General features: G+C 57.8%; 9 protein-coding genes. 4 read left to right on the plus strand and 5 right to left on the minus strand.

The annotated features are described in order from the left end of the window. The first annotated feature begins 157 nt into the window (after positions 1-157). The 4 genes from metB to katG all read left to right on the plus strand — a co-directional run bounded on the left by metB (position 158) and on the right by katG (position 7,261). Entirely contained in the window at positions 158-1,318 is a 1,161-nt protein-coding gene (gene metB, locus V4835_RS24215; protein ID WP_063144389.1) for a cystathionine gamma-synthase, read from the plus strand. 2 nt (positions 1,319-1,320) lie between these two features. Next, positions 1,321-3,753, plus strand: a complete 2,433-nt coding sequence (locus tag V4835_RS24220; protein WP_331414052.1) for a bifunctional aspartate kinase/homoserine dehydrogenase II — start codon at positions 1,321-1,323, stop codon at positions 3,751-3,753. Positions 3,754-3,979: 226 nt separating this feature from the next. Then, positions 3,980-4,870, plus strand: coding sequence for a methylenetetrahydrofolate reductase (gene metF, locus V4835_RS24225; RefSeq protein ID WP_010436968.1), 891 nt, complete (start codon positions 3,980-3,982; stop codon positions 4,868-4,870). Positions 4,871-5,080: 210 nt separating this feature from the next. Continuing rightward, on the plus strand, positions 5,081-7,261 hold the full coding sequence (gene katG, locus V4835_RS24230) for a catalase/peroxidase HPI (RefSeq protein ID WP_063144391.1): 2,181 nt from the start codon (positions 5,081-5,083) through the stop codon (positions 7,259-7,261). Between the two features lie 83 nt (positions 7,262-7,344). Here katG and gldA read toward each other — a convergent pair whose 3' ends face one another. From gldA to argE, 5 genes are all read right to left on the minus strand, one after another. Then, on the minus strand, positions 7,345-8,448 hold the full coding sequence (gene gldA / locus V4835_RS24235; RefSeq protein WP_331414053.1) for a bifunctional L-1,2-propanediol dehydrogenase/glycerol dehydrogenase: 1,104 nt from the start codon (positions 8,446-8,448) through the stop codon (positions 7,345-7,347). Positions 8,449-8,460: 12 nt separating this feature from the next. Beyond that, complete coding sequence (fsa, locus tag V4835_RS24240) at positions 8,461-9,123, minus strand: fructose-6-phosphate aldolase (RefSeq protein WP_331414055.1); 663 nt, start codon at positions 9,121-9,123, stop codon at positions 8,461-8,463. A gap of 128 nt (positions 9,124-9,251) precedes the next feature. After that, positions 9,252-10,016: a helix-turn-helix transcriptional regulator gene (locus V4835_RS24245; RefSeq protein WP_063144406.1), complete on the minus strand. Its 765-nt coding sequence runs from the start codon at positions 10,014-10,016 to the stop codon at positions 9,252-9,254. 102 nt (positions 10,017-10,118) lie between these two features. Beyond that, the gene (gene ppc, locus V4835_RS24250; RefSeq protein WP_063144394.1) at positions 10,119-12,770 is read right to left on the minus strand and encodes a phosphoenolpyruvate carboxylase; all 2,652 of its coding nucleotides are present in this window, start codon (positions 12,768-12,770) and stop codon (positions 10,119-10,121) included. A 271-nt stretch (positions 12,771-13,041) separates the two neighbouring features. Next, entirely contained in the window at positions 13,042-14,193 is a 1,152-nt protein-coding gene (gene argE / locus V4835_RS24255; protein WP_008501790.1) for an acetylornithine deacetylase, read from the minus strand. Between the last annotated feature and the right edge of the window lie 29 nt (positions 14,194-14,222).

The following is a 14,222-nucleotide window of genomic DNA, read 5'->3' on the forward strand; positions in this document are numbered from 1 at the left end:
CTGCAGCGTGCACTAAAGCATATAATTTTAACGGCTATTTGCGCATTGCTCAATCTATACGCAAAGAAGTTTAGATGTCCAGATGTATTGACGTCCATACTTTCAATGTTTACTCTGGTGCCTGACTTTTCACCTCATTCGCCAGGAAGCCCTCACCATGACGCGTAAACAGGCCACTATTGCAGTGCGTAGCGGATTAAATGATGACGAGCAGTACGGCTGCGTTGTCCCGCCGATTCATCTTTCCAGTACCTACAATTTCACCGGATTTAATGAACCCCGCGCGCATGATTATTCGCGTCGTGGCAACCCTACGCGTGACGTGACCCAGCGTACGCTGGCCGAGCTGGAAGGTGGCGCAGGTGCAGTATTAACCAATACGGGGATGTCCGCCATTCACCTGGTGACCACGGTGTTCCTGAAGCCAGGTGACCTGCTGGTAGCGCCGCACGATTGCTACGGCGGCAGCTATCGTCTGTTTGATAGCCTGGCGAAACGCGGCTGCTATCGCGTGCTGTTTGTCGATCAAAACGACGAACAGGCGCTGAAACAGGCGCTGGCAGAGAAACCAAAGCTGGTTCTGGTGGAAAGTCCAAGCAATCCATTGTTGCGCGTTGTCGATATTGCGAAAATTTGTCAGCTCGCAAGGGATGCGGGAGCGATAAGTGTAGTGGATAATACGTTCCTCAGTCCGGCCCTTCAGAACCCACTCGCACTGGGTGCCGATCTGGTATTGCATTCATGCACTAAATATCTGAACGGCCATTCTGATGTGGTAGCGGGCGTGGTGATTGCCAAAGATCCCGACGTTGTCACCGAACTGGCATGGTGGGCCAATAATATTGGCGTCACCGCGGGTGCCTTCGACAGCTATCTGCTGTTGCGCGGCATCCGCACGCTGTCGCCGCGCATGGAAGTGGCGCAGCGCAATGCCCAGGCGATTGTTGATTTCCTGAAAACCCAGCCGCTGGTGAAGAAGCTCTATCACCCGTCGCTGCCGGAAAACCAGGGGCACGAGATTGCCGCGCGCCAGCAGAAGGGATTTGGCGCGATGTTAAGTTTTGAACTGGACGGTGACGAGCAAACGCTGCGTCGCTTCCTGAGCGGGCTGTCATTGTTTACGCTGGCGGAATCATTAGGTGGGGTTGAAAGCTTGATCTCCCACGCCGCGACCATGACGCACGCAGGTATGGCACCCGAAGCACGTGCCGCCGCCGGGATTTCTGAGACGCTGCTGCGGATCTCAACCGGTATTGAAGATTCTGAAGATTTAATTGCCGATCTGGAAAATGCCTTCCGGATCGCAGCCAAGGGGTAATCATGAGTGTGATAGCGCAGGCAGGGGCGAAGGGTCGTCAACTGCACAAGTTTGGTGGTAGTAGTCTTGCTGATGTGAAATGTTACCTGCGTGTCGCAGGGATCATGACGGAATATTCACAGCCGGGTGACATGATGGTTGTCTCGGCGGCGGGCAGCACCACCAATCAGTTGATTAGCTGGCTGAAACTGAGCCAGACCGATCGCCTTTCTGCGCATCAGGTGCAACAGTCCTTACGCCGTTACCAGAGTGAGCTGATTGCCGGCCTGCTGCCTGCGGACGTGGCGGACGGGCTGATCGGCGCCTTCACGCATGACCTTGAGCGTCTGGCTGCCCTGCTGGACAGCGGGATTACCGATGCGGTGTATGCCGAAGTGGTAGGCCACGGTGAAGTGTGGTCCGCGCGCCTGATGGCCGCCGTGCTGCAGCACCTGGGTGTGGAAGCGGCCTGGCTCGACGCGCGTGATTTCCTGCGCGCCGAACGTGCCGCGCAGCCGCAGGTGGATGAAGGGTTGTCCTACCCTCTGCTGCAACAGCTGCTGGTGCAGCATCCGGGCAAACGTATTGTCGTCACCGGCTTTATCAGCCGCAGCAACGCGGGCGAAACCGTGCTGCTGGGCCGTAACGGCTCGGACTACTCGGCAACGCAGATTGGTGCCCTGGCGGGTGTTTCCCGCGTCACCATCTGGAGCGACGTGGCTGGTGTTTACAGCGCGGACCCGCGTAAAGTGAAAGATGCCTGTCTGCTGCCGCTGCTGCGTCTCGACGAAGCCAGCGAGCTGGCGCGTCTGGCCGCGCCGGTACTGCACGCGCGCACGCTGCAGCCGGTTTCCGGCAGCGATATCGACCTCCAGCTGCGCTGCAGCTATACCCCGGATCAAGGCTCTACCCGTATTGAACGCGTACTGGCCTCCGGTACGGGCGCGCGTATTGTCACCAGCCACGACGACATCTGCCTGATTGAGTTCCAGGTGCCTGCGGGCCAGGACTTCAAACTGGCGCATAAAGATATCGACCTGGTATTAAAGCGTGCTCAGGTACGCCCGCTGGCCGTTGGCGTTCACAATGACCGCCAGCTGCTGCAGTTCTGCTATACCGCTGAAGTGGCTGACAGCGCGCTGAAAATTCTGGATGAAGCGGGCCTGCCGGGCGAGCTTCGCCTGCGTCAGGGGCTAGCGCTGGTGGCGATGGTGGGCGCGGGCGTCACCCGTAACCCGCTGCACTGCCACCGCTTCTGGCAGCAGCTAAAAGGCCAGCCGGTGGAGTTCACCTGGCAGTCGGAAGAGGGCATCAGCCTGGTCGCCGTGCTGCGTAAAGGGCCAACCGAGAGCCTGATTCAGGGCCTGCACACCTCCCTGTTCCGCGCGGAAAAGCGCATCGGTCTGGTGCTGTTCGGTAAAGGCAACATCGGTTCCCGCTGGCTGGAGCTGTTCGCCCGCGAACAGGTCACGCTCTCGGCGCGTACCGGATTCGAATTCATTCTCGCGGGCGTTGTGGACAGCCGCCGCAGCCTGCTGAACTACGACGGGCTGGACGCCAGCCGCGCGCTTGCCTTCTTTAATGATGAAGCCGTAGAGCAGGATGAAGAGTCGCTGTTCCTGTGGATGCGCGCGCACCCGTATGACGATCTGGTGGTGCTGGACGTTACCGCCAGCGAACAGCTTGCCGATCAGTACCTTGATTTCGCCAGCCACGGCTTCCACGTCATCAGTGCGAACAAGCTGGCGGGGGCGAGCAGTACCGATAAATACCGCCAGATCCACGACGCGTTTGAAAAAACCGGTCGTCACTGGCTCTACAACGCCACCGTTGGCGCGGGGCTGCCGGTTAACCACACCGTGCGCGACCTGATTGAAAGCGGCGACAGCATTCTGGCGCTGAGCGGGATCTTCTCCGGCACGCTCTCCTGGTTGTTCCTGCAGTTCGACGGCACCGTACCGTTTACCGATCTGGTGGATCAGGCATGGCAGCAGGGCTTAACCGAGCCCGATCCGCGCGTGGACCTTGCCGGGAAAGACGTGATGCGTAAGCTGGTGATCCTGGCGCGTGAAGCCGGTTACGACATTGAACCGGATGCCGTACGCGTCGAATCGCTGGTGCCTACCGGCTGTGAAGAAGGCTCTGTGGACCATTTCTTTGAGAATGGTGAAGAGCTTAACGAGCAGATGGTGCAGCGTCTGGAAGCGGCGAACGAGATGGGGCTGGTGCTGCGCTACGTGGCGCGTTTCGAGGCCAACGGAAAAGCGCGAGTCGGCGTCGAGGCGGTGCGTCCTGAACATCCGCTGGCGGCGCTGCTGCCGTGCGATAACGTCTTCGCCATCGAAAGCCGCTGGTACCGCGATAACCCGCTGGTGATCCGCGGTCCGGGCGCGGGGCGCGATGTCACGGCTGGGGCGATTCAGTCCGACATCAACCGTCTGGCTAAGCTGCTGTAAAAACTGAATTTCCCTCTCCCACAGGGAGAGGGTCAGGGTGAGGGCGTCAGACCGCACTCACCCTCATCCTGAATTTCTCTCACATTCCCTGAGCAAACCTCACCGTTATTGTTGATTATTTATGTTGACGTCCCTCCGCTTTTCCGTCATTTTTACATCTGGACGTCTAAACGTATAGAAGTTCACAACACAACAGACAACGACATGCGATTGATAGAGGTAAGGTATGAGCTTTTTTCACGCCAACCAGCGGGAAGCACTGAATCAGAGCCTGGCTGAAGTAAACGGCCAGATTAACGTCTCTTTTGAATTTTTCCCGCCGCGCACCAGTGAAATGGAGCAAACCCTGTGGAGCTCTATCGATCGTCTCAGCAGCCTGAAACCGAAGTTTGTCTCCGTGACTTACGGTGCTAACTCCGGCGAGCGTGACCGTACGCACAGCATCATTAAAGGCATTAAAGATCGTACCGGTCTGGAAGCGGCTCCGCACCTTACCTGTATCGACGCTACCCGCGATGAGCTGCGGGCCATCGCCCAGGATTACTGGAATAACGGCATTCGTCATATTGTCGCGCTGCGCGGTGACCTGCCGCCGGGTAGCGGTAAGCCGGACATGTATGCCGCCGATCTGGTCGCGCTGCTGAAAGACGTTGCCGACTTTGATATCTCGGTTGCCGCTTATCCTGAAGTGCATCCGGAAGCGAAAAGCGCTCAGGCCGATCTGCTTAACCTGAAGCGTAAAGTGGACGCCGGCGCGAACCGTGCCATTACTCAGTTCTTCTTTGATGTGGAAAGCTACCTGCGCTTTCGCGACCGCTGCGTCTCGGCGGGCATCGACGTTGAAATTATCCCGGGTATTCTGCCGGTCTCTAACTTCAAACAGGCGAAGAAATTTGCCGATATGACCAATGTGCGCATTCCGCTGTGGATGTCTAAAATGTACGAGGGGCTGGACGATGACCCGGAAACACGCAAGCTGGTGGGCGCAAATATCGCGATGGACATGGTGAAGATCTTAAGTCGTGAAGGGGTGAAGGATTTCCACTTCTACACGCTGAACCGTGCAGAGATGAGTTACGCCATATGCCATACGCTCGGCGTTAGACCAGGCGTGTAACAAAAAAAGAGCCCTCTTCGGAGGGTTTTTTGATTTATAAGGGTTTTATTTTCCTGCCATATCAGCAATGCTGCCTTTGACGTACAAAACTCATGTATTTTCCATGGGAAATTAAACGGATTTAACTATCGAATCTGTGGGTTATCTCAACTATACCTTATCAACAAGGGCGTATATCGTAACGGTAACACTGTAAAAGGGAGCATAGCGATGAGCACGTCAGACGAGACCAATAAAGCGGCATCAGTCGGCAAATGCCCGTTCCATCAGGGCGGCGTCGATCACAGCGCGGGCGCAGGTACAGGCAGCCGCGACTGGTGGCCAAAACAACTCCGCATCGATCTTCTTAACCAACATTCCAATCGTTCGAACCCTCTGGGTGAAGACTTTGACTACCGCAAAGAATTTAGCAAGCTGGATTACTCCGCGCTTAAAGGCGACCTCAAAGCACTTTTAACCGACTCCCAACCGTGGTGGCCTGCCGACTGGGGCAGCTATGCGGGCCTGTTTATCCGTATGGCCTGGCACGGCGCGGGTACCTATCGCTCCGTTGACGGACGCGGTGGAGCAGGACGCGGTCAACAGCGCTTTGCGCCGCTGAACTCCTGGCCGGATAACGTGAGCCTGGATAAGGCGCGCCGCCTGCTGTGGCCAATCAAGCAAAAATACGGACAAAAAATTTCCTGGGCTGACCTGTTTATCCTCGCGGGTAACGTGGCGCTGGAGAACTCCGGCTTCCGCACCTTTGGTTTTGGCGCCGGGCGTGAAGACGTCTGGGAACCGGATCTGGACGTGAACTGGGGCGATGAAAAAGCCTGGCTGACCCACCGCGACCCGGAAGCGCTGGCGAAGCGCCCTCTTGCCGCCACCGAAATGGGCCTGATCTACGTTAACCCGGAAGGGCCAAACGCCAGCGGTGAACCCCTGTCTGCTGCGGCGGCCATTCGCGCGACCTTCGGCAACATGGGGATGAACGACGAAGAGACCGTTGCGCTGATCGCGGGCGGCCACACTCTCGGCAAAACCCACGGCGCGGGTGAAGCCACGCACGTGGGCACCGACCCGGAAGCCTCGCCGATTGAAGCGCAGGGCCTGGGCTGGGCCAGCACGCACGGCACGGGCGTTGGCGCAGATGCCATTACCTCCGGTCTGGAAGTTATCTGGTCGCAAACCCCGACCCAGTGGAGCAACTACTTCTTCGAGAACCTGTTCAAATACGAATGGGTGCAGACCCGCAGCCCGGCGGGTGCGATTCAGTTTGAAGCCGTGGATGCGCCGGAAATCATGCCCGATCCGTTCGACCCGTCGAAAAAACGCAAACCTACCATGCTGGTCACCGACCTGACGCTGCGTTTTGACCCGGAATTCGAGAAAATTTCCCGCCGCTTCCTGAACGATCCGCAGGCTTTCAACGAGGCCTTCGCCCGTGCCTGGTTCAAGCTGACCCACCGTGATATGGGGCCAAAAGCGCGTTACATTGGCCCTGAAGTGCCGAAAGAAGATCTGATTTGGCAGGACCCGCTGCCGCAGGCGGTGTTCAATCCGTCGAAAGAAGACATTGAAAGCCTGAAGGCGGAGATTGTGGCATCCGGTCTGTCCGTGAGCGAACTGGTTTCGGTTGCCTGGGCGTCAGCGTCAACCTTCCGCGGTGGCGATAAGCGCGGCGGTGCCAACGGCGCGCGTCTGGCGCTGGCTCCTCAGCGCGACTGGGATGTTAACGCTGCGGCGGTTCGCGCGTTGCCGGCTCTGGAAGCTATCCAGCGCACCACCAACAAAGCCTCACTGGCCGATATCATCGTGCTGGCGGGCGTCGTGGGTGTTGAGCAGGCCGCAAAAGCCGCAGGCGTTTACGTCAACGTGCCGTTCACCCCAGGCCGCGTGGATGCGCGTCAGGATCAGACGGATATCGAGATGTTTAACCTGCTCGAACCGATTGCCGACGGCTTCCGCAACTACCGTGCGCAGGTGGATGTGTCCACCACTGAGTCACTGCTGATCGACAAAGCCCAGCAGCTGACGCTGACCGCGCCTGAGCTGACGGTGCTGATCGGTGGCCTGCGCGTGCTGGGTGCAAACTTTGACGGTAGCAAAAATGGCGTGTTCACCGACCGCGAGGGCGTGTTGAGCAACGATTTCTTCGTGAACCTGCTGGACATGAACACCCAGTGGAAGGCGACCGACGAATCTAATGAACTGTTTGCCGGAAGCGATCGCGCCAGCGGTGAAGTGAAATACACCGCCACCCGCGCCGATCTGGTCTTTGGTTCGAACGCCGTCCTGCGCGCGCTGGCAGAGGTTTATGCCAGTGATGATGCGCATGAGAAGTTTGTCCGCGACTTCGTTGCCGCATGGGCGAAGGTGATGGATCTGGACAGGTTTGACCTGCAGTAACCCTTGTGCCGGGTGGCGCTAACGCTTACCCGGCCTACGGCCAAAAAAATCCCCGCTGATGCGGGGATTTTTATTCACGCTATTTACTCCCACTCCTGCAGGAACCGCTGCCCATACTGGTCGGCCACCAGCAGTGCCGCATATACCTGATCCGGCGTTACGCCGCCGGGCATGTTGTGGATCGTTTCCCCTTCGGCACAGGAGGCTTCCGCGATCAGACGCATTTTGGCCGGAATATCCTCTTTAATGTTCAGCTGCGCCAGCGTGATCGGCAGCCCCACGCTGTGGCAAAGCGCGGCGACGGTCTCTATTTCTTCTACCGGCGCGTTTTCCAGTACCAGCTGCGTCAGCGTACCAAACGCCACTTTCTCGCCGTGATAGAAGTGGTGCGCGTCCGGTACCGCCGTCATACCATTATGAATAGCGTGTGCCGCCGCCAGACCACCGCTTTCAAAGCCTACGCCGCTGAGATAGGTGTTGGCTTCGATAATGCGTTCCAGCGCCGGTGTAACCACATGCTGTTCCGCGGCCAGCATGGCTTTTTCACCCTCTTCAACCAGCGTGTTGTAGCACAGCTCGGCCAGCGCGAGTGCTGCTTGCGTACATTTGCCTCCCGCCATGGTGGTCGCGCCGCTGCGCGAGCAGGCGCGTGCTTCAAACCACGTCGCCAGCGCATCGCCAATCCCGGCGGCAAGCAGACGTGCCGGCGCACCCGCTACCACTTTGGTATCGACGATAACCATGTTCGGGTTGTGCGGCAGCATCAGGTAGCGATCGAACTCACCGCTGTCGGTGTAAATAACGGAAAGGGCGCTGCACGGCGCATCGGTGGAGGCAATCGTTGGGGCAATAGCCACGGGTACGTCCATAAAATGGGCCAGCGCCTTGGCGGTATCCAGCGTTTTACCGCCGCCAATGCCCAGCACCGCCATGCAGTCGGCGCTGTCGGCCAGCTTTTTCAGACGATCGATTTCATTTTGTGAACATTCGCCGCCAAACGACGCGATTTCGGCATGCAGTTCAGCTTTTTTAAAACTCTGACGCAGGGTCTCTTCGGCAAAACCCAGCACAAATTTATCGCCGACAACCAGCCAGCGCTGTGCCAGCGGTTTCAGATAGTCGCCGAGACGGGTAAGCACATCAGCACCCTGGATGTATTTCCCAGGTGATTGAATAATACGGTCCATAACAGTTCTCCCTTAGAGGTTGAGGTTACCAAACGCGTTTTTCCAGTCCTGCTCGAACTTCTCTATGGCTGACTCTACCGCTGGCGTGCCGAGCATTTGTTGCGCTACGTCTAAGGGAAGCGTGATTGCCTCGCATCCCGCCAACAGGCAGTCCAACGCCTGACGCGGCGTTTTGAAACTGGCGGCCAGCACTCTGCTTTCCGGCGCGTGCAGTTCCAGCAGGGTTTGCAGCTCCTGAACCATGCGAATGCCGTCACCACCCTGAGCGTCAACGCGGTTGACATATGGCGCGACATATTTCGCGCCTGCCAGCGCGGCAAGCAAACCCTGTGCCGCGCTGTAAACGGCGGTGCCCAGCGTGGTTATCCCCTCTTTTTTCAACGCCTTAATCGCAATAAGCCCCTGAGCCGTCACCGGGATTTTCACCACGATGTCCGGCAGGGCGTTACTCAGGCGTTTTGCCTCTGCCACCATGCCTTCGGCATCGCGGCTCATGGTTTGAGCAAACAGCGTGCCTTCCGGTCCAATGGCTTTTTGGAGACGCGGCAGCACGTCCCAGATGGATTCACGGCTGGCGGCAATGATGCTCGGGTTGGTGGTGACGCCCACAATGGGAAAGATGCGCGCCAGGCGTTCAACTTCCGCCACGTTGGCGGTATCCAGATACAGTTCCATTATTTTTCCTTAAGTCAGAAAGGCTAAATAAAGGATAAGGCCCTGCCAGGCGCGGCCGATACAGGTCAATTTTGCCAAATACTGGACAAATGTATTCTGCTTAACGAAGTGCGATGCCGATCACAGTGCTAGTTTTTGGCGATCAGCTGGCTGTGATATTGGCGGCGATATTCAGAAGGTGAACGTTCGGTGTGTTTGCGAAAGAGACGGCAGAAATAGTTGCTGTCCATAAACCCACAGCGTGCCGAAATATCCTTAATTTTTAAATCGTACCCCTTGAGCAGCTGGCGCGCGTGTTCCAGACGCGTCTGTGTCAGGTATTCATTGAACCCAACATTTCCGGTCTTCTGAAAAAGGTGAGAGAGATAGTTAGGGGAAATGTAAAACGCCTCGGCAACGGAATCCCGGGTCAGCGCTGAGGCATGATGTTCGTCAATAAAGCGACGAATGGCTTCGAAGAGCGCGCGACTGCGGCTATCAGTGTGGATCTCGCTGCCAAGCAGATCGCGGCAGTGGCTGAGCAGACTTAAGACTACCAGCCTGGCCGTGTCCTGCTCGGTCGGCTGCATGTGCAGTTCGTTGAGCGTTTGCAGGAGAAACGCGCCCGTCCGGGGGCCTCGCCTGGCGACCTGCTGCTGTTGTAAAAGGACGTTATTCCGATGGAGCTGAAGCGTCAGCTGCTGTTTGCCGAAGCTTATTCTGAGAGAGTGCGAAGAATGAAGCGGGACGTGCCCGGATGTGGAAAAGAATGCCTCGCAGCAGGTTTCCAGGATAACCGAGAGACAAGGTGACGTTCGGGTATTCTTCCCGGCAGATGCGACAAAATGCACCTGACGCAGCGGCGTTGTACCGTTGATCAGGTCAGTCAGGATGTGGGTAATGTCGTGGTGCATGGTGTGGATACCAGGGTATTGCCCGGCGACGCTGGCGCTTGCCGGGCCTACGAAAAGCATATTGTAGGCCGGGTAAGCGTAAGCGCCACCCGGCAAAACCGATTAGCCGGTGTTACGCATACCCGCCGCAACGCCTGCAATCGTCACCATCAACGCCTGTTCAACGCGCGGATCCGGCTCTTTACCTTCCTCTTCCGCCTGACGCGAACGGTGCAGCAGCTCTGCCTGCAGGACGTTAAGCGGATCGGTGTAGATATTACGCAGCTGGATAGATTCGGCAATCCACGGCAGGTCTTCCATCAGGTGCGAGTCGTTGGCGATATCCAGCACCACTTTGATGTCGCCTTCCAGCAGTTCGCGCAGCTCTTTACCCAGCGTCCACAGCTCGGGTTTCACCAGACGCTGGTCGTAATATTCTGCCAGCCACAGGTCAGCTTTCGAGAAGACCATCTCCAGCATGCCAAGACGCGTGGAGAAGAACGGCCAGTCGCGGCACATGGTTTCCAGTTCGCTTTGTTTGCCATCTTCCACCACTTTTTGCAGTGCGGCACCGGCACCCAGCCAGGCGGGCAGCATCAGGCGGTTCTGCGTCCAGGCGAAGATCCACGGAATCGCACGCAAAGACTCCACGCCACCGGTCGGGCGACGTTTGGCCGGACGTGAACCCAGCGGCAGTTTACCCAGCTCTTGCTCAGGCGTGGCCGAGCGGAAGTAAGGCACGAAATCTTTGTTCTCGCGCACATAGCCACGGTACAGATCGCAGGAGATATCGGACAGCTCGTCCATGATGTGGCACCAGGACTCTTTCGGCTCCGGCGGTGGCAGCAGGTTCGCTTCCAGAATCGCGCTGGTATAAAGCGACAGGCTGCTGATGGTCACTTCCGGCAGGCCGTATTTGAAGCGGATCATCTCGCCCTGCTCGGTGACGCGCAGGCCGCCTTTCAGGCTTCCCGGCGGCTGCGACAGCAGCGCTGCGTGCGCCGGTGCGCCGCCACGGCCAATTGAACCGCCGCGTCCGTGGAACAGGGTCAGTTCAATACCGGCTTTCTCGCAGGTTTTGATCAGTGCGTCCTGCGCCTGATACTGCGCCCAGGATGCCGCCATCACGCCCGCATCTTTAGCGGAGTCGGAATAGCCAATCATCACCATCTGTTTGCCCTGAATAAAGCCGCGGTACCAGTCGATATTCAACAGCTGGCTCATGACGTCGTTGGCATTGTTCAGGTCGTCGAGGGTCTCAAACAGCGGGGCGACCGGCAGAGCGTAGTCGATACCCGCTTCTTTCAGCAGAAGGTGTACGCCCAGCACGTCGGACGGGGTCTTCGCCATGGAGATCACATAGGCGGCCACCGATCCTTTCGGCGCATCAACGATCGCTTTACAGGTGTTGAGCACTTCGCGGGTTTCGTTGCTTGGCTCCCAGTTGCGCGGCAGCAGAGGGCGCTTCGAGTTCAGCTCGCGGATCAGGAAGGCCTGTTTGTCGGCTTCGGACCAGCTTTCATAATCGCCGATGCCGAGATAGCGGGTCAGCTCGCCCAGCGCTTCGGTATGACGGGTACTTTCCTGGCGAACGTCGATACGCACCAGCGGCACGCCGAAACACTTCACGCGGCGCAGGGTGTCGAGCAGTTCGCCATTGGCGATGATGCCCATCCCGCAGGCCTGCAGTGATTTATAGCAGGCGTAGAGCGGCTCCCAGAGCTGTTCGTTCTGGCTGAGCAGGCCTTCCGGTTTTGGCAGGCGCTGACCTTTCAGACGCGCTTCGAGCCAGGCCTGAGTGGCCATCAGCTGACCACGCAGTTTTTTCATCAGGAAACGGTACGGCTCGCTGGCACCTTCTTCCCCGGCCAGCGCGCGCAGTTCAGGCGTCGCCTCAACCATCGACAGCTCGGAGATCAGCACCTGAATGTCTTTCAGGAAAAGGTCGGTCGCTTTCCAGCGGCTCAGCAGCAGGACGTGACGGGTGATTTCCGCGGTCACGTTCGGGTTACCGTCGCGGTCGCCGCCCATCCAGGAGGTGAAGCGCACCGGAACAAAGTCGACCGGCAGGCGGTAACCGAGGTTCTCTTCCAGCTGTTCGTTCAGCTCGCGCAGGTAGTTAGGCACCCCTTCCCACAGGCTGTTTTCCACCACCGCAAAGCCCCATTTGGCTTCGTCGACCGGGCTTGGGCGATGCTTACGAATTTCATCGGTGTGCCAGGACTGGGCAATCAGCTGGCGCAGACGGCGCATCAGCTGGTTGCGTTCGTAGTCGGCAATATCTTTGTTATCCAACTGCTTCAGACAGTTGTTCACTTCCACCATTTTGTGGATCAGGGTGCGACGGGTGATCTCGGTTGGGTGAGCGGTCAGCACCAGCTCCAGCGAAAGTGACTCCACCGCCTTTTTGATGGTGGCTTCGTTGAGGTCTGGCTGGTCTTTCAGTTTACGAAGGGTGCGGGCAATGACTTCCGGGTTGCTGGCCGCTTCGCCGTTTGGCGAAATGCTGTGGTATTGCTCAGCGGTGTTGGCCAGGTTCAGGAACTGGCTGAATGCGCGCGCAACGGGCAGCAGCTCATCGTTAGAGAGGTTCTGCAACGTCGTAAGCAGCTCCTGGCGACTGGCCTCGTTACCTGAACGGGAAGATTTAGACAGCTTGCGGATGGTTTCAACGCGGTCGAGGATGTTCTCCCCCAACGCATCTTTGATGGTATCTCCAAGCACTTTGCCGAGCATACTGACATTACTACGCAACGCGGAATATTGTTCGTTCATAAAAACCCAGTCACCCCATCATTTTTGTTTATGCCCAGGCGAGAATCTTCTGGACATTATTTTGTCATCTCCCTTTATAAAGCCACGTAAAACCCCCGTCGTCAATTGCTGCGAAAACGGTTCAGCAAACGAATAAATGCGGGCAATTTACGAAATTTAATTCGCATTGCGTCAGATAAGAGATGCTTATGGGAATGTGACGAAGATCATGCGATTTGTTGCCCTCACCTTAACCCTCTCCCACAGGGAGAGGGGACTCTTCGGTGCGGTTTTAATGCCAGCAGAAGTGATGCACAACCTGGGTAATCAGTTCGCGGGTGGGCTTGATGAAGCGGGTTTCCAGATATTCATCCGGCTGATGGGCCTGGTTGATGGAGCCAGGGCCAAGGACCAGCGTCGGACACAGGGTCTGAATAAACGGCGCTTCGGTGCAGTAGTTCACCACGTCGGTTTTCTCACCGAGCAGTTTTTCCACCACTTCGACCAGCTGGTGATCCGGCGGGCATTCGTAACCCGGGATCGGCGGATGCAGTTCGGAGACCGTCAGGCGGCCCGGCCAGCGCTCGCTTACCGGGGCTAGCGCCTCATTCAGCAGGCCGTCGAGATCGCTCAGGGTCATGCCCGGCAGCGGGCGGATGTCCATATGCAGTTCGCAGCAGGCGCAGATACGGTTGGAGGCATCGCCGCCGTGCAGGCTGCCGAGGTTCAGCGTCGGATACGGTACAGTGAACGCCTCGTAGTGATAACGTTCTTTCAAATCGTCGCGCAGGGTCATGATGCGGCCGATGGCGTCATGCATCAGCTCGATGGCGTTCACGCCACGCGCCGGATCGCTGGAGTGGCCGGACTGGCCCAGCACGCGCACGGCGGTAGAAATATGGCCTTTGTGCGCGCGGATCGGCTGCAGAGAAGTCGGCTCACCGATGATCGCGCAGTCCGGGCGAATGGAGGTGTTTTCAGAGAAGTAGCGCGCGCCCGCCATGCTGGTCTCTTCATCGGCGGTCGCCAGAATGTAGAGCGGTTTTTTCAGCTTCGTCACGTCCACGTCACGCAGCGCGTCGAGGATAAAGGCGAAGAAGCCTTTCATGTCGGCGGTGCCCAGACCGTAGAGCTTGTTGTCATGCTCGGTCAGGGTGAACGGATCGCGCGTCCAGCGGCCGTCGTCAAACGGCACGGTGTCGGTATGACCGGCCAACAGCAGGCCGCCCGCACCGGTTCCGGTACTGGCGAGCAGGTTAAATTTGTGGCGTGTTCCGGGGACGGGCTGAACCTCAACGTTAAACCCAAGATCGCTAAACCAACCCGCCAGCAGATTGATTAAAGACTCATTGCTCTGATCCAGCGCTTCTTCCGTTGCGCTGATGGACGGTGTGGCAATCAGGGCGCGGTAGATCTCGATAAATGGCGGTAAGTTCATTTTCATTGTTGACACACCTTAGGTCGTGATAGTAT

Origin of the sequence: Enterobacter cloacae complex sp. CARB60 (assembly GCF_036487345.1) — a bacterium.
In the GTDB taxonomy this organism is placed as follows: Bacteria; Pseudomonadota; Gammaproteobacteria; order Enterobacterales; family Enterobacteriaceae; genus Enterobacter; species Enterobacter asburiae_D.